At 66.3% G+C, this 19,211-nt stretch carries 17 protein-coding genes and 3 pseudogenes; 13 read left to right on the top strand and 7 right to left on the bottom strand.

Going from position 1 to position 19,211, the window contains the following annotated elements; all coding sequences use genetic code 11:
• Window positions 1-486 precede the first annotated feature (486 nt).
• Window positions 487-1,329, top strand: a complete 843-nt coding sequence (locus OIE68_RS08270; RefSeq protein WP_327098794.1) for a hypothetical protein — start codon at window positions 487-489, stop codon at window positions 1,327-1,329.
• Here the strand turns inward: OIE68_RS08270 and OIE68_RS08265 are convergent.
• On the bottom strand, window positions 1,261-2,193 hold the full coding sequence (locus tag OIE68_RS08265) for a HAMP domain-containing sensor histidine kinase (protein WP_419150752.1): 933 nt from the start codon (window positions 2,191-2,193) through the stop codon (window positions 1,261-1,263). The two genes, OIE68_RS08270 and OIE68_RS08265, sit on opposite strands and share 69 nt — an antisense overlap.
• Before the next feature lie 152 nt (window positions 2,194-2,345).
• The gene (locus OIE68_RS08260; RefSeq protein WP_327098792.1) at window positions 2,346-3,047 is read right to left on the bottom strand and encodes a response regulator transcription factor; all 702 of its coding nucleotides are present in this window, start codon (window positions 3,045-3,047) and stop codon (window positions 2,346-2,348) included.
• 172 nt (window positions 3,048-3,219) lie between these two features.
• Here OIE68_RS08260 and OIE68_RS08255 point away from each other — a divergent pair, with 172 nt between their 5' ends.
• Window positions 3,220-3,927, top strand: coding sequence for a S1 family peptidase (locus OIE68_RS08255; RefSeq protein WP_327098791.1), 708 nt, complete (start codon window positions 3,220-3,222; stop codon window positions 3,925-3,927).
• A gap of 385 nt (window positions 3,928-4,312) precedes the next feature.
• Here OIE68_RS08255 and OIE68_RS08250 read toward each other — a convergent pair whose 3' ends face one another.
• Together OIE68_RS08250 and OIE68_RS08245 are read right to left on the bottom strand one after the other, a co-directional pair.
• Window positions 4,313-5,203: an alpha/beta hydrolase gene (locus OIE68_RS08250; RefSeq protein WP_327098790.1), complete on the bottom strand. Its 891-nt coding sequence runs from the start codon at window positions 5,201-5,203 to the stop codon at window positions 4,313-4,315.
• An 81-nt stretch (window positions 5,204-5,284) separates the two neighbouring features.
• Window positions 5,285-5,635, bottom strand: a complete 351-nt coding sequence (locus tag OIE68_RS08245) for a hypothetical protein (RefSeq protein WP_327098789.1) — start codon at window positions 5,633-5,635, stop codon at window positions 5,285-5,287.
• A gap of 132 nt (window positions 5,636-5,767) precedes the next feature.
• Between OIE68_RS08245 and OIE68_RS08240 the strand changes: the two genes are divergently transcribed.
• The 3 genes and pseudogenes from OIE68_RS08240 (at window position 5,768) to OIE68_RS08230 (ending at window position 7,673) form a co-directional block, all read left to right on the top strand.
• Window positions 5,768-6,157 (top strand): VOC family protein, encoded by a 390-nt coding sequence (locus tag OIE68_RS08240; RefSeq protein WP_327098788.1) that lies wholly within the window; start codon window positions 5,768-5,770, stop codon window positions 6,155-6,157.
• Window positions 6,158-6,295: 138 nt separating this feature from the next.
• Window positions 6,296-7,105: an enoyl-CoA hydratase/isomerase family protein gene (locus OIE68_RS08235; protein ID WP_327098787.1), complete on the top strand. Its 810-nt coding sequence runs from the start codon at window positions 6,296-6,298 to the stop codon at window positions 7,103-7,105.
• 105 nt (window positions 7,106-7,210) lie between these two features.
• Window positions 7,211-7,673: pseudogene (locus tag OIE68_RS08230) on the top strand (helix-turn-helix domain-containing protein).
• Between the two features lie 9 nt (window positions 7,674-7,682).
• Here the strand turns inward: OIE68_RS08230 and OIE68_RS08225 are convergent.
• Both OIE68_RS08225 and OIE68_RS08220 read right to left on the bottom strand, forming a co-directional pair.
• A complete protein-coding gene (locus OIE68_RS08225; protein WP_327098786.1) occupies window positions 7,683-8,579 on the bottom strand; it encodes an enoyl-CoA hydratase/isomerase family protein in 897 nt (298 codons plus the stop codon).
• A complete protein-coding gene (locus OIE68_RS08220; protein WP_327098785.1) occupies window positions 8,576-9,289 on the bottom strand; it encodes a hypothetical protein in 714 nt (237 codons plus the stop codon). Before OIE68_RS08220 ends, OIE68_RS08225 begins: the two co-directional genes overlap by 4 nt.
• Window positions 9,290-9,404: 115 nt before the next feature.
• On the opposite strand from OIE68_RS08220, the gene OIE68_RS08215 reads away from it, so the two are divergent.
• The 8 genes and pseudogenes from OIE68_RS08215 to OIE68_RS08180 all read left to right on the top strand — a co-directional run bounded on the left by OIE68_RS08215 (window position 9,405) and on the right by OIE68_RS08180 (window position 17,786).
• Window positions 9,405-10,208 (top strand): enoyl-CoA hydratase/isomerase family protein, encoded by an 804-nt coding sequence (locus tag OIE68_RS08215; RefSeq protein WP_327098784.1) that lies wholly within the window; start codon window positions 9,405-9,407, stop codon window positions 10,206-10,208.
• On the top strand, window positions 10,205-11,005 hold the full coding sequence (locus tag OIE68_RS08210; protein ID WP_419150687.1) for an enoyl-CoA hydratase/isomerase family protein: 801 nt from the start codon (window positions 10,205-10,207) through the stop codon (window positions 11,003-11,005). The genes OIE68_RS08215 and OIE68_RS08210 overlap by 4 nt, the downstream gene beginning before the upstream one ends.
• Window positions 11,005-12,525, top strand: a complete 1,521-nt coding sequence (locus OIE68_RS08205) for a class I adenylate-forming enzyme family protein (RefSeq protein ID WP_327098782.1) — start codon at window positions 11,005-11,007, stop codon at window positions 12,523-12,525. Before OIE68_RS08210 ends, OIE68_RS08205 begins: the two co-directional genes overlap by 1 nt.
• Window positions 12,515-13,843: pseudogene (locus tag OIE68_RS08200) on the top strand (class I adenylate-forming enzyme family protein); the annotation flags it as partial. The gene OIE68_RS08205 and the pseudogene OIE68_RS08200, both read left to right, overlap by 11 nt.
• Window positions 13,844-13,868: 25 nt before the next feature.
• On the top strand, window positions 13,869-15,446 hold the full coding sequence (locus tag OIE68_RS08195) for a long-chain fatty acid--CoA ligase (protein WP_327098781.1): 1,578 nt from the start codon (window positions 13,869-13,871) through the stop codon (window positions 15,444-15,446).
• A 34-nt stretch (window positions 15,447-15,480) separates the two neighbouring features.
• Window positions 15,481-15,891: a PaaI family thioesterase gene (locus tag OIE68_RS08190; protein WP_327098780.1), complete on the top strand. Its 411-nt coding sequence runs from the start codon at window positions 15,481-15,483 to the stop codon at window positions 15,889-15,891.
• 336 nt (window positions 15,892-16,227) lie between these two features.
• Window positions 16,228-16,803 (top strand): PadR family transcriptional regulator, encoded by a 576-nt coding sequence (locus tag OIE68_RS08185; RefSeq protein WP_327098779.1) that lies wholly within the window; start codon window positions 16,228-16,230, stop codon window positions 16,801-16,803.
• Window positions 16,804-16,805: 2 nt separating this feature from the next.
• The gene (locus OIE68_RS08180; RefSeq protein WP_327098778.1) at window positions 16,806-17,786 is read left to right on the top strand and encodes an NADPH:quinone reductase; all 981 of its coding nucleotides are present in this window, start codon (window positions 16,806-16,808) and stop codon (window positions 17,784-17,786) included.
• A gap of 292 nt (window positions 17,787-18,078) precedes the next feature.
• Here OIE68_RS08180 and OIE68_RS08175 read toward each other — a convergent pair.
• Window positions 18,079-19,143: pseudogene (locus OIE68_RS08175) on the bottom strand (Tn3 family transposase); the annotation flags it as partial.
• Window positions 19,144-19,211: the final 68 nt, after the last annotated feature.

Here is a 19,211-nt window from a genome sequence, read left to right as displayed (position 1 = left end):
GATCCGGCCGGATCAGCTTCCGCACTACGGTCTTCCAGCCTCGTCCGACCGCCGGTACCGACCGGATCCGAGCTTCCCTCAGCATGCTCCGCCGCCCCCGATGCTGGCGAATGAACCGATTCGCACGAATCCGGTCTCGACGACATCTTCTCGCCCGCCCTGTCGCGACTGTCCGAATCAGCCCGATCCGGCTCCACGCCAGCACCTTTCAGGAGCGTCCGAGCACCGTCAGCCACGGGAACCGCCTGCCCCGGCTCACGCTCACCTGTGTTCGACGTGGGCGTTGCATCGTCGCGCACCGAACCGCCGCTACTCATATCAGACCGATCGAACTGCGCGCCGGCACCTTTGACCGACGTCCGACCACCAGGTACTTCAGGAGTCGAGCGGCCTGGGCCGGGCTCCGTCGCTGTGGAGGCGGCCGAACGCATTGCCGGCACGGCACCGTGGGTTGCTTCTGCCATGTGTCGTGCGCGACGGTCCACCGTGAAAACCGCGGCCGCCGCCACCGAACCAGCGAGTACCCAGCCGATTCCGGGGCGGTCCAATGGGATGAACACCGCGCCCGCGAGGCCTGCGATGCCCGCTGCGGGCAATACGCCTGATGGGCAGGCGATGCGCCGCCATCTCGGTACTTGTACAGGCCAGGGTCGCGGCGCGGGCAATGCGGAGCTCGGCGGCGGAACCGGCGGCATCATGGGCGGCGGTGCACTCGATGCCGGGCTCATCGGCACGCTCGACGGATTCGACCACATACTCGGCGGGCTCGACCACACGCTCGGCGAGCTCGCCGGGGCATTCGACGCCATTCCTGATGACGTGTCCGCCGTACCACTCGACGGCACTCCCCGATCCGCCGTCGACGTGCCAGTGGGTTCGCCCGATTCCGGCTGCACCACACCCTCGCTCGTCGAATCCGATGTGTCCGACGCCTGTTCAGCGGACGACGCAGCCGACGCCTCGACAGCCCCCGGAACCGAATCACCCCTGGACTCGGCTGAGGTGGGCGCATCACCCACGTATTCGGACGTGGACAGGGTCTCGGACTCGGACGGTGTCCTCGTTTCGGCCGAAGAGTCGGCGGCGTTCGGTGCGTCGGCTGCCGCTTCGGCTCGTGCCTTCGGCTCCGATATCGCTGCGGGTTGGGTGGGTGATTCGGGTTGCGATGGATCGGATTGGTCTGGCATAGGTATCCCTCCTACGGGTGTGCGAGATCGTCCCGGAACCTGCGAGGTCCGGGCTGCGGAACATTGGGATGCGTTAAGGGGCCGGAAGTACCACACGGATCCGGGAGCCCGGATCGGCGACGGCTATGGTGCCGCCGTGTAGATCGACTATCCAGCGGGAGATGGCTAAGCCCAGGCCGGTACCGCCGCCATCGGTGCGCTCGCCGCGGGTGAAGCGGTCGAAGATGGTGGCGCGCTCGGCGATCGGGATGCCGGGGCCCTGGTCTTGGACGTCGATGACGAGAGCGCCGCGGTCGACGCGGGCCTCGATGCGGACTTCCCCGCCGGCGGGTCCGTGGCGGGCGGCGTTGTCGAGCAGGTTGAGCAGCACCTGATGCAAACGTGCACGGTCTGCGAAAACGCTTGCGCTGCTTGGTTGCACATCGGTGCGGAAGCGCACGCCGCGCCCGAGCGCTGCCGCGGCCACGTCGGCCTCGGCGATGACCGAGGCCAACAGCGGTGTGACGCTGAGTTCTTCGCGGTCGAGGGCGCGGGCGCCGGATTCGATGGTGGACAGGTCGAGCAGTTCGGAGACGAGTCGGCCGAGCCGTTCGGTTTGCGCGAGTGCGGTGCGCAGGGTTTTGTCGTCGGGTTCGGAGACACCGTCGACCATGTTCTCCAGCACCGCATTCAGCGCGGTGATCGGGGTGCGCAGTTCGTGGGAGACATTGGCGATCAGGTCGCGGCGCTGTTGGTCGGCGGCGGCCAGGTCGGCGGCCATCTGATTGAACGCCACCGCCAGCTGCCCGACCTCGTCGCGGGAGCTGGCCCGTACCCGGCGGGTGTAGTCGCCCTGCGCCATCCGCTTGGCCGCCGCGGTCATCTCGCGCAGCGGTCGAGTGGTGCCGTGCGCGAGGATCTGCGAGGTGATCAGTGCGATCACCGTCGCCGCGATCGTCGTCTTCGGCGGCAGCCAGCCGATCCGCAATCGGAAGAACCCGAACGCCACCCCGGCCGACCCGAGCATCAGAATCGCGAACTTCAGCTTGATCGATTTCACCGGATCCAACGGTCGCGGTACCACTTCCGCTACCGCGTCCGATATGCCGCGCAGTTTCCGCGAAGCAGTTGCGCGCCACCGCCTCCCCGCGTGCACGACATCGTCGGTGGCGTGATCGCTCATCGCGCATCCAACGCATAGCCGACGCCGTGCACCGTGCGAATCACGTCCGCGCCGAGCTTGCGGCGCAATGCCTTGATATGGCTGTCGACCGCCCGGGTGCCCGCGGCGTCGGCCCAGTCCCACACCTCTTCGAGCAATCGTTCCCGGGCCAGCACTACGCGGGGACGTCGTGCCAGCCGAGCTAGCAGGTCGAATTCGAGCGGGGTGAGTTGCGCTTCGATATCGGCGCGCCACACGCGACGCTGGTCCACATCGATGCGTAGGTCACCGACGATGATCGTGGCGCCGTCACGCTCGGCGACGCGATCCACCCGGCGCAGCAGGGCGTGCACGCGAGCGGTGAGGACACGAAGCGAGAACGGCTTGGTCAAGTAGTCGTCCGCCCCGACACCGAGGCCGATGAGCTGATCGGTTTCATCGGTACGCGCGGTGAGCATGAGAACCGGAATCGGGCGCGCGGACTGAATGCGGCGACATACCTCGAGACCGTCGAAGCCGGGCAGCATCACATCCAGCACGACCAGATCGGGCACCACTGCCTCGACCGTCGCGACCGCTCCCGGACCGTCATGCGCCAGATCGACGGTGAATCCCTCGGCTCGCAGGCGTACCGCCACCGATTCCGCGATGGTCACCTCGTCGTCGACCACCAGAATCCGTCGCGCCGCCTGCCCATTGCCCGCCGCGTGCTGTTCCATGAACCGAAACCCTAGCCACCCGCTGTGGAGAGAACCCGCGTCAATTGTGGAGATTCCGTGTGCACCGCAGGTCGCGCTCGAGCAGGACGGCGGAGCCGGCGACATCAAACTGTTTCCCACCTGCAACGAAAGCGAACACGAGAAGCTGCGACCACGGCGGACAGTTAGCTACATGGTTGCCATGGGCAGGATCGGGATACGCGTGCTCGTGGCCGCGGTCATCGCGGTCATCGCCCCCTCGGGGCTCCCCGGTGACGTGACGGCCGCACAGACGGCGACACTGGGCGGCGGATCGGGCATCCTGATCGAGGGCCGAGCGGTATGCACGCTCACCACGGTCGGCTACGACAGCGCCGACCGGATGGTCGGGCTCACCGCCGGACACTGCGCCGAGATCGGTAACTCCGTCCAGGCCGAGACACAGCAGGCGGGCGTCATCGGCACCGTCGCCGCGGTCGACCACAGCAGCAACGACTTCGCCGTTATCGAATTCGACCGCACCAAGGTCACGCCGGTTCGCCAGGTGGCGCAGACCTTCATCGGTGGCATCGGTGCACCGCCGCGACCAGGCGATATCGTCTGCAAGAACGGCCGGACCTCCGGCTTCGACTGTGGTGTGGTGTGGGATACGCACGATTGGTGGTTCCGGAGCCAGCTCTGCTCCAGGCCGGGCGATTCGGGCGGGCCGGTCACCCTCGGCGACCGACTGGTCGGGATGAATATCGGGCACATCGGGATCATGGTGCTCGGCGTGATCGTCTTCGACATCGCCTGCGGCGCGGCGCCGGTGCACGATCCGGCCGTGGCGATCGACATCGGCCTAATCCTGCGTGAGGTGGATCGGTCGGGTGGGGTCGGTGCCGGGTTCCGGCCGCTCTGAGATCACGGCTCCGATTCCGGCCTGCCCGTTCGTGCACTCGATGCTGAAATGCGCCGACTGTCCACTGGATACGGCGTTACCCTGATCGGCTTCGAACGCATCGCCGCCACCACACATCCGCGCGTATGGGCCGAGGACCGACTTCACCTCAGCCCCTCGGCCACACGCTGGTCGCCCGCGTCGTCGCCGTTTCCGGGTCCGACGACAGCTGGCGCGACCCACTGCCACCACTCGAGCGCGCCTTCGCCCAGGCACTCACCGCAGAATTGCATTGGATGACAAATCACATGCTCCCCTGGGTCGGCCGCCGCCTTCGAGGCCGCTCGTCGGGCACGAGTATCGCTCCCCAGCGGGCCGAACTGCTACCTGTATTCCTCTGAAGGCGTCATCCGTTCAGCTCGGCAAGCAGAAAGTCGCGGGCGACGCTGGACGCGAGTTCGAACTGCTCCTCGTAGACGGCGAAGTGCGGACCTGGGACCAGCGCCAGTTGTTTGGGTTCCAGGGCCTCGGCGTAGCTTTGCAGGGCGATATCGCTGGGCGTCAGAGTGTCTTGATCGGCGATCACCATCAGCAGTGGCGTCGGAGAGACGCGCCGCAGGAAGGCTTCCGGGGCGTAGGACTGGAATTTGTCGACGCTGGAGAGGGTGACCTCGTTGCGCCAAGTGGGGATCTGCGGGCCGTTGGCCATCAACCAGTTGTAGACCTCGATACCGGGCATGGCGACGAGTTCGGTGGGATCGTCGGAGGCCGCCTTGATCATCTGATGCGGTTTGCCCGAGGCACGGGCTTGCCGGTCGGCGGCGATGGCCGCATGGACCGCGGGCAGCATGATGGAGGGGACCAGACTGCGGAAGTTGGCCCAGCCATTGGTGAGTGGCACCTGCGACACCACCGCGCGCACGCGTCGATCGGTCGCCGCGACGACCAACACGTGGCCACCCGCGAAACTGGTTCCCCAGACACCGATGCGTTCCGGATCGATGCCCTCCAGGGTCTGCGCGAAGGTGATCGCATCGCGGTAGCCCTCGATCTGGGCGACGGGATCGACCTCATAACGCGGTTCGCCATCGGAGGTTCCGAATCCAGGGTGGTCGTACACCAGACAAGCCAGGCCCGCTTTGCTGAACACCTCGGCGAACGGGGCAACCCATTCCTTGACGCCCGCGAAGCCGTGTGTCATCACCACCAGCGGGACCGGGCCCGGTACCACGTCCGGCCTGTAGAGCCAGCCCCGCAATGTCACTGCGCCGCTGGTGAATTCGATATCGACCCGCATCCGATGCCCTCCGTTACTTCCGTCCTGTAACGAAGGTACGGCGCGGGTGGCGCGATGTCGAAGGCCGTGCGCACTGGCAGATCAGGTCCACAGCACCGCGACGAATACATTGACGATCGCCAAACCGCCGGACGCGTGCGTCATCCACGGCGCCGGCTTCCCCTTCTTGGCATCCGCACGACCGATCTCCGCGAACGCGGCAACCAGCACGGAGATGACCAACTTGGTGCCGATCTTCGCCATATTCGGATCCTTGCCGAGCGAATCGATCGAATCGGCCATACCGACCAGGATCAGACCGGTGACGAGCTGTGCCCGCGCACCCCACACCATCAGCTCGGATACGCCCGGCTGTCCGGCGACATACCCGCCGATAACCGCCGACATGCCCAGCAGATGGGCGACGACGACGATGTTGTACACGACCTCCACGTCGCAAACTCCCTCAGTCACGGTGACCGTTTCGATCCACGAGTCTTCCAGCACGCACGCTCGCCGGCAGGGAAATCCGAGCCGACGGCGATCTGGCCGATACCGTGCGTGCGGCTGGCTACCATGACGAGGATGCTGAGCAACGCACACATCGAAGCCCGCATACCCACCAAGGATCTGGCGCGAGCCCGCCGATGGTACGCCGAGAAACTCGGCCTCGAACCGGTCGAGGAACGCGAGGGCGGCCTGCGCTATGAAGGTGCGACGGGTGTCTTCTGCCTGTTCGCCTCCGCCGGTGCGTCCGACGGCTCGTTCACCCAAATGGGTTTCTACGTCGATGACATCGAGGCAACCGTCGCGGGCCTGCGTGCCCGTGGCGTGGTGTTCGAGGAATACGACGGCACCGTGAACGGGATCATGGACATCGAAGGCAACTATCCGAGCAAGGGTCGTGCCGAGCGGGGCGCGTGGTTCCGTGACAGCGAGGGCAATCTACTCGGCATAGGCCAGGTCATCCGCTAATCGCGCACCGCACGTGGCAGCCGAGCGCACGATCCGAAATCGCTGACCGATCGCCACCTCGCTCGCACAGTATTAGATACTGTATATCTAACAGTATGATGCGAACCGTAAGCGGCCGGAGAAGACACGGATACAACAATGAGCGATGACAACACCACCGACGGGACGGTGCACAGCCATCGCGACGGCCCCCTGCTGCGCCTGGCCCTGGACCGTCGCGCCCGGCGTAATGCACTCAGCCCCACGATGATCGATGATCTGGTCGGCGCGCTCACCGCCGCCGCCACCGACGACACCCTGCGCGTCATCCACATCCAGGGCGCGGGCAACGATTTCTGCTCCGGGGTGGACTGGGTCGCTACCAACAGCGGCGACAACCGCGCAAGGACCGGCGACCTAGTCCGGCGCATACCGCATACCGCGCACCGCGTCATCGAACTCATGCACACCATTCAGCTGCCCGTGGTCTGCACCGTGCGCGGCTGGGCGGCGGGTATGGGATGCAACCTCGCGCTCGCGGCCGACTTCACCATCGCCGCCGCCGATGCCGTGTTCTGGGAGCCCTTCCTGGCTCGCGGATTCAGTCCGGACACCGGATCCACCTGGCTCTTGCCGCGCCTCGTCGGCCTCACCCGAGCCAAACGATTACTGCTGCTCGGCGAGAAGGTCGAGGCCACCGACGCGGCCGACTGGGGTCTGATCCATCAGGTCACCGAACCGGCCGAACTCGAACAGCACACCGAGGCACTGCTCACCCGCCTGAGCGCGGCGGCGACCATCGCGTTCGGACTCACCAAACAGGCCATCCATCACAATCAGCACACCACCCTGCCCGAAGCACTGAATCACGAACTCTTCGCCCTCGAACTCGCCTGCCGCACCAAAGATTTCAAGGAGGGCCTGGCCGCCTTCCAACAGCGTCGCCCGCCGGATTTCCAGGGTCGATAGCAAGATACCGCGGACGGCAACCTCCTCCCAAATGTGACAACAGTAATAACAGCGGTATGGTTTGCTGTGCTAGCTTCGATTTCTCATACGGAGATGGAAGCTGGAATGACGAAAAGGAGCGCCGCAGCGAAGCGGCCGAGGCGTGAGCGCGGCTCGCTGAATGCGGCCGACATCATCGAGGGTGCGTTCGAACTCGCCGAACAGGTGTCGATCGACGGCCTGAGCATGCCGCTGCTCGGTAAGCATCTCGACGTCGGAGTCACCAGTATCTACTGGTATTTCCGCAAGAAGGACGACCTGCTGAACGCGATGACCGACCGCGCGCTGAGTCGGTATGTCTTCGCGACGCCGTTCTCGAGGCCAGCGATTGGCGCGAGACGCTGAATAAGCACGCGCACATGATGCGCGAGACGAGACGACTCCGCTGCTCGCCGAGGCGATGGCCAAGGGCCGGAAATCGGGCGCACCCGATGAACGGAACTTCGAATACGGTCTGAAATGCATTCTCGATGACGCGAGTCGGCTGATCGAGGCCCGGCGAGGAACAATCGCGCCGGGGCCTTCGTGAGCTGACTCGCTACGACACCTCGGGTTCCGGGACATGGAAGTGTTCGTCCCGCAGCCGGAATGCCTCCTTGGTCCCGTGCTCCGCGCGTGTCTTGACGAAGTTGAATTCACCGGGGGCGAATTGCAGATTGGTCCCGAATGCGTGGAAGAGGTAGCTTGCCACTTCCTCGCCTTGATAGGCCTGGCTCTGTTCGACGAGCCGGAACGCCTCCTTGGCGATGACGACACCGTCGGCAGGCATCTTCGCGGCCTTCTCGGCCCAGTACCGCGCCCGAGCGGTCACCGCTGCGGGATCGCATGTTTCGGTGAAGACACCGAGATGTTCGATGCCGCCCGCCTCGATGATGTCGCCGGTCAACAGCAGCCGGCGCGCGAGCACCGGACCGAGCCGGTGGAAGAACATATGCAGGCTGCCGAGCGCGGGTCCGAGGAAACGGGTCGCGGGCATACCGATTTTCGTATCCCGCGCGATCACCGAAATATCGGTCATCAGCGCCATTTCGAATCCGCCGCCGAGTGCGTAACCACTGATCTCGCCGACGGTGACCTTCGGAAAGCCGAGGAAATTGTGGTAGAAGTCGAACGATTTGCGGTCCACCGTCAGCCGCCGTCGTTGGCTGGGCCGACTCTTGGTGGGCCGCTTGCCGTTTCCGGCACCCTCGCCGTACCAGCCGTAGGCATTGTTCATATCGGCGCCGGTGCTGAACACACCGCCCGCTCCGCGCAGCAGGACGACGGTGATGTCGTCGTCCTCGGCGATCTGGTCCAGGTATCGGGCCAGACCGTCGCGCATGGCCGCGTCGTAGGAGTTGCGCCGACTCGGATTGTTCAGCGTGACCGTGGCGATCCTCTTGGCGGGGTCCACATGGCAGAGCACGCGGCCCTCGGCGTCGCTCGAACTGGTCATCGGCGTGTCTCTTCCTTCTCTTTCGGGGATCGCTTTCCGTATCGCGCCCCGGCGAGCCGCTCGGGCGGCAAGGCGACCGTCTGGACGACTGCCGTGCACAGCACCTCGTCTTCCAGAATCAGCCGCGCTGTCGATTCGATGCCGGTCTCCCCCACCGACCGAAGGATTTCGAATCGCAGCTCGAGGAGGATCGGCGTCGGACGGCGATAGGTGACATTCAGCGAGCGGGTCTTGCCGGTGAGGCCGACCACGCAGCTCTGGTGCTGCACGACGGCGTCGAAGAAGACCGCGAGGAAGCCGCCGTGCACGAGCCCGGGCGGCCCCTCGTGCACCAGCGGAAAGGTGACCCGGCCCGCGGCCGCGGCCGCGTTCAGGTGGTCGAATCGGTATTCCGGGAAACAGGGATTGTATGCGCCGATATCCGATGCGTGGTCCAGATAGATCCGCTGCGAAGCACTTTGGGTGGCGCCGACCCGCGGCGCCGGATCCGGCGGGATCGCCAGGCGCAGTTCGCGCTCCCATTCGGCGAGTTGCCCGAGCATGGTATCGACGGTCGGATGGGGGTGTTCCAACGACAGCAGTAACCCGCTGAGCCTGCGGATCGCCGCGGCCGCGGCCATGGTCTGTGGCAGCGGCTGCTCCCCGAAACGAATCGCCGATCCCGCGGCGGTCGCCGCATCGATCTCAGGGATTTGCCCGTGCTCGGCCATCGAACCTCTTTTCGTCGTCGATGCGTATCCGCTACCTTTGCAGAAGCCTAACGGTACTGTCTACTGTATCTATAACAGTAGTACGCGCTCGCAGCCGTGCCCAGGAAGGAAATCCATGCCGTTCGACACCATCGGATACGACGTCGACGGGCATACGGCCACCGTCACACTGAACCGGCCGGAGGCCCTCAACGCACTCAGCCCGCACATGATCACCGAGTTGCGGGCCGCATACGACGAGGCGGAGAGCGATGACAAGGTCTGGTCGATCATCGTCACCGGTACCGGGCGGGCTTTCTGCACCGGCGCGGATGTGAAGGCAATTCCCGGCGACGGCAAGGTGATCAACGAACGGCCGTATCTGTCCACCTATGAGCAGTGGGAAGCACCCCAGGAGGGCACGCCGCCGTTTCGCACCATGACCAAACCGATCCTCGCCGCCATCAACGGATTGTGTTGCGGCGCCGGACTCGACTGGGTCACCACCGGAGATATCGTCATCGCCTCGGAGCGCGCGAGCTTCTTCGACCCGCACGTCAGCATCGGTTTGGTCGCGGGCCGCGAGGTGGTGCGCCTGGCCAGGGTGCTGCCGCGTACGGTCGCGCTGCGTATGGCGCTGATGGGTAAACACGAACGGATGAGCGCCCAGCGCGCCTATGAGTTGGGCATGATCACCGAGGTCGTCGAGCACGACCGGCTCTTGGAACGCGCACACGAGATTGCCGACATCGTCAATTCGAATGCGCCGCTTGCGGTTCGGGGCACTCGCCTGGCCATCGTCAAGGGCCTGGACGTGCCGCTGCACGAAGCGGAGATGCTCGCCGAATCGTTCCGGGAGCGCGTCACCCGCACCGAGGACGCGCTCGAGGGGCCCAAGGCCTTCGTCGAGAAGCGGACCCCGGATTGGCAGTGCCGATGACCGAATTCGAGACCATTCTTCTGGAGGTGGACCCGGTCGACCGGGTCGCTACCATCACCCTGAACCGGCCGGATCGCCTCAACGCCTTCGATCGCACCATGTGCGAGGAAGTCGAACGTGCCTGGCATACCGTCAAATTGGACGATGCGGTCAATGCCGTCGTGGTGCGTGCGGCGGGCGATCGGGCGTTCAGCGCCGGTTTGGATATCAAGAAACCCTATGGGCAGCCCACCAGTGTGTGGCATCACGAGGATCCCGGCGAAGCACTCAGTCCGAAGTGGCAGAAGATGTGGAAGCCGGTGATCTGCGCCGTGCACGGCATGTGCACCGCGGGCGCATTCTATTTCGTCAACGAGGCCGACATCGTGATCTGTTCGACCGAGGCCACCTTTTTCGACTCGCATGTCTCCGCGGGGCTGGTCTCCGCATTGGAACCCGTCGGGCTGATGCGACGAGTCGGCCTCGGCGACGCCTTGCGCATGGCGCTGATGGGCAATGACGAACGGGTCGGCGCGGAGACCGCGTTGCGTATCGGACTGGTCACCGAAGTGGTCGAGCGCGACCGACTCTGGGCGCGCGCGCACGAGATCGCCGCCACCGTCGCCGCCAAACCACCGGCGGCCACACAGGGCACGGTCAAAGCGATCTGGGAATCACTCGATAAGCCCTATCGTGCGGCGCTGGACCATGGACTCATCTACACGCGCCTCGGCAATCCGATCGGTACCGCCCAACTGGCCGACGAGCGCAACGGCACTACGCCACACCGCGTTCCGATCGAACCGAGGATCCGGTGATGAACGATTATCCGAGCGACAACCATCCCCTGATTCGACGCATCGCCGATGTGCTCAACCTACGGCCGGACGCGCCCGCGATCGAGTACGACGATCGGTGGTTCTCGTGGCGACTGCTCGGCGATATGGCGCGTCGCATCCGCTCCTACACCACCGCGCCCGGCACGAGGCCACAAAAGGTCGGCATTCTGCTGCGCAATCGGCCCGAGCATGTGGCCGCATTTCTCGGCGTCCTGCTGGGTGGCGGCAGCGTCGTGGTGATCAATCCGGCACGTGGTGACGACCGGATCCGAGCCGATATCGCCGCGCTGCGGCTACCGCTGGTCATCGGCCGTGCGAGCGATCTCGCGGCGCTGGTCACGCCCGAATCGGGCACTGCGACGGTGTCGATCTCGGAATTGGACGTAGGGCCGCACTCGACCGCCGCCGCCGGACATTCGAACGATTCCGGTGCAGCCGAGCCAGGGGTGGCGGTGCGCATGCTGACCAGCGGCACGACCGGTCCCCCGAAGCGGGTCGATATCACCTACGACATGCTTGCGCGCAGCGTGCTCGGAACCGACCCGAATCGTGCGACGCCCCTCAGCGAACCGCGACGCGGTATCGCGATCGTCAATGCGCCACTGGTCCACATCGGCGGCATATTCCGAATACTGCAGTGCGTCATCGAGGCCCGGCCGTTCGTGCTGTTGCCACGGTTCGAACTCAGCAGCTGGGCCAAGGCGGTGCGCGCGCATCGTCCGGCCGCGGTATCGCTGGTGCCCGCCGCGTTGCGCACGGTGCTGCATTCGGATCTGGGCAAGGACGATCTGGCGGGTATCCGTGTCGTCACTTCCGGCACAGCACCGCTGTCGGCCGCCGACGCCGACGCCTTCTACGAGAAGTTCGGTATCCCCGTCCTGACGTCCTATGCCGCAACCGAATTCGGCGGCGGCGTCACGGGCTGGACGATGGCCGACCACCAGCAATACTGGAATGTCAAGCGCGGCAGCGTCGGTCGCGTGAGCGGCGGCGCCAGGCTGCGAGTCGTCGACGAGGAAGGTATGGTCCTCGGTGCCGACCAGCCCGGTCTGCTCGAGGTCATCCCCGGACAGCTGGGACCGTCGGCGGACTGGATCCGCACCACCGATATCGCTCGCATCGATGCGGACGGATTTCTGTGGATCCTCGGGCGAGCCGATCAGGCGATCATCCGGGGTGGCTTCAAGATCATGCCCGACGATGTGCGCAGCGCCCTGGAAGGCCATCCCGCCGTGCTGGGGGCGGCGGTGGTGGCCCGGCCCGACCAGCGCCTCGGGGAGACGCCGGTGGCATTGGTGGAACTGCGCGATGGCGCGACCGCCGGCGCCGACGAGTTGGTGCAGTTCCTCCGAACGCGCTTGGCGGCCTATGAGATTCCCACCGAGATCGCCATTGTCGAGGCCATTCCGCGAACACCGTCCGGTAAGGCGGATCTGAGCGCGGTGCGGCGTCATTTCAGCGAACCCGCGGCTGCCGTGCGAGGCGACAATGGGTACTAACTCCCCCACTGTGGCGCGGCTCCTGCACCGGCACGCGCGAACCAGGCCTGATCATCCGCTGTTGATCTGCGACGAGGAGCGTCTCGGCTATGGCGAAGCGCAGCGCCGCTCGGCCCGGCTCGCCCGCGGACTGATCGCACTCGGGGCCGGTAAGGGCACCCATATCGGGTTGCTGTATCCCAACAGCGCCGACTTCGTCGTCGGCGCACTGGCGGCCGCTCGGATCGGTGCGGTGACCGTCCCGTTCTCGACGTTCGCCACCGCCGGGGAGATACGCGGGCAGTTGGTCGACGGTGATATCCGAATTCTGCTGGCCGCCGCTGGCTTTCGCTCCCACGATTACGTCCAGCGACTGACCGAGGTGCTGACCAGCTCGAAGTTCGGCTCCGGGGGCAGGTTGTTCTGCAGTACGGTCCCTCAGCTGCGCCATGTCGCGATCAGCTACGACACGGACCCGCGCCGCGTCCGCAGTATCGAGGGCCTCGACCACTTCGCCGAGTCTGTCGACGACGCACTGCTCACCGCGATGGAGCACGATGTCGACGGCTCGGACCCGCTGGCCGTCATCTACACCTCCGGTTCCACCGGCGCACCCAAAGGAGTCGTGCACACGCACCGCGCACTACTCGACCACCAGAAGAACTTGAACGAGATCCGCGGACTCACCGAGACAGACACCTTGTTCTGCAGCTCGCCGTTCTTCTGGATCGGCGGATTCGCCTTCGGGCTGCTGGCGACCCTGGTCGCCGGATCGACGCTGGTGTGCTCGAACACCACCGACGCCGGTGCGACGCTGGATCTGCTGGAGGCCGAGAAGCCGACGATGACAAATGGTTTCGTGGCGGCCATCGCCCACCTGGCCCGGCATCCCAGCTTCGCCGATCGCGATCTGTCCAGTATGCGCCGAGGCAACCTGTACTCGATCATGGCCGAGGAGGTGCGCCCCCGCGATCCCGAGCTGCGCCACAATATGCTCGGTATGACCGAGGCGGGCGGTGTCGTGCTGCTCAGCGGCGACGAATCCGATCAGCCGGAGCAGCGCCGCGGATCATTCGGCAAGCCCGCCCCCGGATTCGACATCAGGATCGTCGACCCGGACACCGGTGCCGAGGTCGAGACCGGCGAGCTGTGCATTCGCGGGCCCTATGTCATGCAGGGCTACTACAAGCGCAGCCGGGAGGAGAGTTTCGATGCCGACGGCTGGTTCCACACCGGTGATCTGGTGCGCCTCGACGGCGACGGCTTCGTCTACTTCATCGGCAGGCACGGTTCGACGATCAGAACCGCAGGCGCGAACGTCTCCCCCGGGGAGGTCGATGTCCAACGCCTCCGAAAGATGTTCGATGCCTGAGGATGTCGCGTCGACCGTATGCACCGTCGACGCATTGATACGACTGCGCGCCGACCGCAACGGAGCCGACTCGGCGGTCATCGATCCGACCGCGCGCCTGACCTACGCCGAACTCGACGCGACGACACACCGGCTGGCCGCGGCATTCGTCGAGGCCGGTGTCGGCAAGGGCACCCGGGTGGGGTTGATCATGCCCAATAGCGTCCGCTGGGTGCAGTTCGCGGTCGCGCTCACGCGTATCGGTGCCGTGCTGGTACCGCTCAGCACCTTGCTGAAGACCCTGGAACTGATCGCGCAATTGCGCGTCGCCGCAGTGGAATTCGTGATCACGATCGAGGAGTTCCGCGGGCACCGCTACGTCGAGGGCCTTCGATCCGACTTGGCCCTAACCGATCTCGACGACGCGCCGATCCACCGCCCCGCGCTGCCCGCGCTACGGCGGGTGTGGACGGTCGATCAAGTGGATAGGCTGCCGGTTTCCGCAACAGCCACCGAGGTCGCCGCCGCGTTGGCGCGCACCGTCGCCGCCGCCGATCCGCTGACGATCATGTTCACTTCCGGAAGCCGAAGTCTCCCGAAGGGCGTGATCCACTCGCACGGCAACGCATTCGGCGCCGTGCGCTCCGGACTCGCCAGCCGATGCATCGATGGCGACACCAGGCTGTACTTGCCGATGCCCTTTTTCTGGGTGGGCGGCTTCGGCGGTGGTGTCCTGTCCGCGCTGCTGGCCGGCGCCACCCTGGTCACCGAGGCGATACCGCGACCGGAGACGACATTGCGACTGTTGGAACGCGAGCGGGTCACCCTCTTTCGCGGCTGGCCCGATCAGGCCGAAGCGCTTGCGCGCCAGGCGGATACGGTCGGCGCCGACCTCTCGGCACTGCGACCGGGTAGCCTCGAGGCATTGCTACCGCCCGAGCAGCGCTCGCGACCCGGTGTGCGCGCCAACCTGTTCGGCATGACGGAATCCTTCGGCCCCTACTGCGGTTACCGCGCCGACACCGATATGCCCGAGACCGCGGCGGGCAGCTGCGGGCGACCGTTTGCCGGGATGGAGGTGCGCATCGTCGATCCGACGGACGGCAGCCCGGCACGCGTGGGCACGGTGGGTGAGATCCAACTCCGCGGACCGCATATGCTGCGCGGTATCTGCCGCCGCAGTCGCGAAGACCTGCTGACCGTCGACGGCTTCTATCCCACCGGGGATCTCGGCCATCTCGACGAAGGCGGGTACCTGTTCTATCACGGCCGCTCCGACGACATGTTCAAGGTCAGCGGCGCCACCGTCTATCCCAGTGAGGTGGAGCAGGCCCTCCGCGGTATCGACGGTGTGGAGAACGCCTTCGTCACCAATGTCGTTCAGGGGCAAGGCGATCAGGTGGCCGCGGCCGTGGTGGGTGATATCTCGATCGATCGGCTCCACACCGCCGCGCGGCAACGGCTCAGCGCGTTCAAGGTGCCGACGATCTGGTTGCTGCTGAAGTCCGACGAGAGCATCCAACGCGGATCAACCGGCAAGGTCGATATCAGGGCATTGCGCGACCTGCTGTCGCGCCAGGGCAGTAAATGAATACCGTGTATGCGCGACAAGGTGAGCGGAAACAATGACAGCGATGCAAGCGATCAGTGGGCTCCTCGACCACATCGGATTCCGCCGAAACGGCGGCGCGGACGATTCGCCCGTTTGGGAGCTTCCGGTCGCTCCACACGTGGTCAACACCTCGGGCGGACTACAGGGCGGGCTCATCGCGACACTGGCCGATATCGCGGCGGGCACAGCAGCGTTGGCGACACGACCGAACGGCGGCGGCGTCGTCACCTCGGATCTGAGTGTGCGCTATTTCCGCGCCATCACCGACGGCGCGGCGCGCGCCGTGACCAAGATCGTGCATGCGGGTAAGCGGTCCATCGTCGTCCAGGTCGAAGTGCGGAGCATGCCGGGTGACGAGCTGGCCGCACTCGCGACCGTCAACTTCGCCACGGTCGAATTCAACACCGGCGCGACAGAGTCGTAGCCGAGCGCAGTCGAGTTCATCGACGCGGTCCGCGAGCGCACCGGTGTCTCCGAATCCGGCGGGGTCGACCGCCCGGCCGACGCCGGGACTGCCGGGGCGTCCCGGTCTTGCTCGCGGCACCAGGACAGCCATTTCGCTACCGTGGCGCGACGCGCGTTCCAGGTGTTGACCGCCGCTGCGCCCCACAGAGTTTCCAGGGCTGCGCCGATCTCGGTGTCGGAGACCGAGCTCAGGGCCCGGCTGGGGCCGGGTAGTCCATCGGCACTGTGGCCCTCGAGCTGGTCACCGTAACATCGAAACGATGTGCACATCGTTTCGATGTAGGATCCTGGGGTCATGCTTGAACTCGCGATACTCGGCTTCCTGACCGAGGGCCCACTGCCGGGGCACGAGCTGCGCCGCCGCATCACGCACCTGACCGGCTACAGCCGTCCGGTCAGCGACGGCACCCTCTACCCGGCGATCAACCGGCTGACGAAGGCCGAGCTGATCGAACGGCGCCGCGCACCCGAGGCGGGCGGCGGCCGGTACGTGCTGAACCTGACCGCGGCAGGACGCGCGGACATGCTGCGGCGGCTGCGGGAACCGGCCGAGCACGAGATCACCGACTTCTCCCGCTGGTTCGTGATCCTGGCGTTCCTCTCACTGCTGCCCAACAGCGCCGAGCAGCACGCCGTGCTGCGACGCCGCCTGGACTTCCTGGAGGCCCCCGCCAGCTTCTTCTACGACGGTGACACCCCGCTGCGCGCCGAGCAGGTCACCGACCCTTACCGGCGCGGCATGCTGCTCACCGCCCGCGCCACCAGCCGCGCAGAACGCGCCTGGCTCCACGAGGTCATGGACGGCGACGGCATCCGAGCAGCGGACGAGCAGCCCCACCCTCAGACCCACACCCGTGATCGGAAGGACTGAACATGCTTGCGTCCTGGTACGACCAGCAGGGCCCGGCCGCCGAAGTGCTCCAGCTCGGTGAGCTGCCCGACCCCACCCCTGGCCCCGGTGAGGTCCGTGTCCGCGTCACCGTCTCCGGCGCCAACCCCGGCGACACCAAGAAGCGTCGCGGCTGGACCGGCTCGGCCATGCCCTATCCGCGGGTGATCCCGCACAGCGACGCCGCCGGCATCATCGACGCCGTTGGCGACGGCGTCGACGCGCGCCACGTCGGGACGCGCGTGTGGGTGTACGGCGCCCAGTCCTACCGCCCCTTCGGCACCGCCGCCCAGTACACCGTCGTCCCCGGCGACCTCGCCGTCCCACTGCCCGACCACCTGTCCGACGACCTCGGCGCGAGCCTGGGCATCCCCGGCATCACCGCGCACCGCACCGTCTTCGCCGACGGCCCCGTCGACGGCAAACTGGTGCTGGTCAACGGCCTGCTCGGCGGGGTCGGCTCACTGGCCGCCCAGCTCGCCCGCTGGGGCGGGGCCACGGTCATCGGCACCGTCCGACGCAGCACCGAACTGGACAGGATCGATCCCGAGGTCGTCTCCCACGCCGTCGCCCTCGACTCAGGCGACCCCGCCGCCGCAATCCGCGCCCACGCAACCGACGGCGTGGACCGGATCATCGAGGTCGCCCTGTCCGACAACGCCGACCTGGACGACGCCGTCGCTGCGAACGGCGCGGTCATCGCCGCGTACGCCACCCGCCACGACCGCACCGAGATCCCGTTCTGGACCCTGCTGTTCAACAACGTCACCCTGCGCTTGCTCGGCAGCGACGACTTCCCCGCCGAAGCCAGGCGCCAGGCCACCCGCGACCTCACCGCCGCGGCCGCCGTCGGCGCCCTCACCGTCGATGTCGGCGACCGCTTCCCGCTCGCCGACATCGCCAAGGCTCACGACCGCATCGACGCCGGCGGTCGCGGCCGTGTACTGGTCGACATCCCCCAGTAAAGAAGCTCCGGCGTGACCTCCTCATCCCCCAAAAGTCGAGCGTCAGGGAGCTTCGGGCGGGGTGGAAGCCTCCGCCGCCGGTTCGGGAGCCTGCGTGTCGGGCGCGGTGCGGGGGCCTGGCAGCATGGCCGCTGCACCGGCGAGATCGAGGTGGGAATTCATGTCCAGCTCGAACCGGCCGTAGGGGTTCACATGGGTCCAGAACAGCGGAGATTTGGCCCGCCGGTCGGCATCGGTGAGCCGCTTCTGCCACTGCTCGTTGGGCGATTCGCAGCAGCGTGGCCGAAAGTCGAAACAAGGTGTCGCGGACCCGTAGCGGCCGGTAGCCGGTCGGTCCGAGCTGGGCGAGTTCGGCGTCGATGTCTACCTCGATGGCACCGAAGAAATTGATGTTCTCGCTGTGCGCCGGGCTGATGTGCGCCAAGACCTCGTCCTCGATGCGTCGCCCTGCCCGGCGCATCTGCTCGACCGCGAGACCGTAATACTCTGTGGTCCAAGCGATCACGGCGTTCGTCGCGAGGGTCAGGCACCAGGCCTGCTCGGTTTGGTCTTCGAGCTGGCGGGCACGGATCGTGCCCTCGTGCGCATACAACAGGTCCCGCCGTAGCGCGTGCAGGGACTCGCCCTTGTTGAGTTGGCGGGAGATCTTGCGCCGGTAGTCCGGATCCGACAAATAGCGGACGGCGTAGACGATGCGCCGCAGGGCCCCGTACTCCTCGAGCGCGGTGGCGAGGGTGTTCTGCCGTCCGGACGCGGACAGCTTGCCGACCAGCAGCGAGGCGGTGGCGTGCCCGAACTTCAGCGACCCCGCCAGCCGCAACAGATCGTCCCAGTGCTCGGCGATCAGCTCGAGGTTGGCCCGCCGTGTCATCAGCGGTCCGGCATGTGGGAACCGGGCCTCGGTCTCACGGCGGGGACCAGGCCGGTACAGGGTGATCTTCCCCAGGTCCCGGATCCGGGGTGAGAGCTGCATGCCGAGCAGGTCGAACAGCCCGAAGTTGACCAGGGTCACGCCGTGGGTATCGGTCGCGTGTTCGGTGCTCGGCAGATCCGTTGCGTTGCCGAGGATTTCATCCAGCACGTAGTGCGCTTCCCGCTTCGTGGCGACGATGATCTTCGTGCCGTAGGTGGCGTGCTGATCGGTCACGTGCGTGTAGGTCGACAGCACCCGGCCGCCATGGATGACCATCTCCCGGGCCGAAGTCGACTTGCCGCGCACCGGGAACCGCTGTCCGTCGCTCGAGGACAGCGTGCCCGCACCGAACACTGTGGTCAGCGGCAGCCGCTGGTGGTAGTCGATGATCGCCAGATTCGCCGCGCGCAGGGTCTCTTCCCGCACATACCATTCCGAAGCCCAGCCACGGCAGCGTGCACAACGCGATCGCGATGCCCAACCGCGAACACCCTCGTCGCCACGAACCCCAA

The organism is Nocardia vinacea (assembly GCF_035920345.1).
GTDB lineage: Bacteria > Actinomycetota > Actinomycetes > Mycobacteriales > Mycobacteriaceae > Nocardia > Nocardia vinacea_A.
Note: the sequence above shows the minus strand (reverse complement) of the source record. Positions and strands in the feature narration are given on the sequence as shown.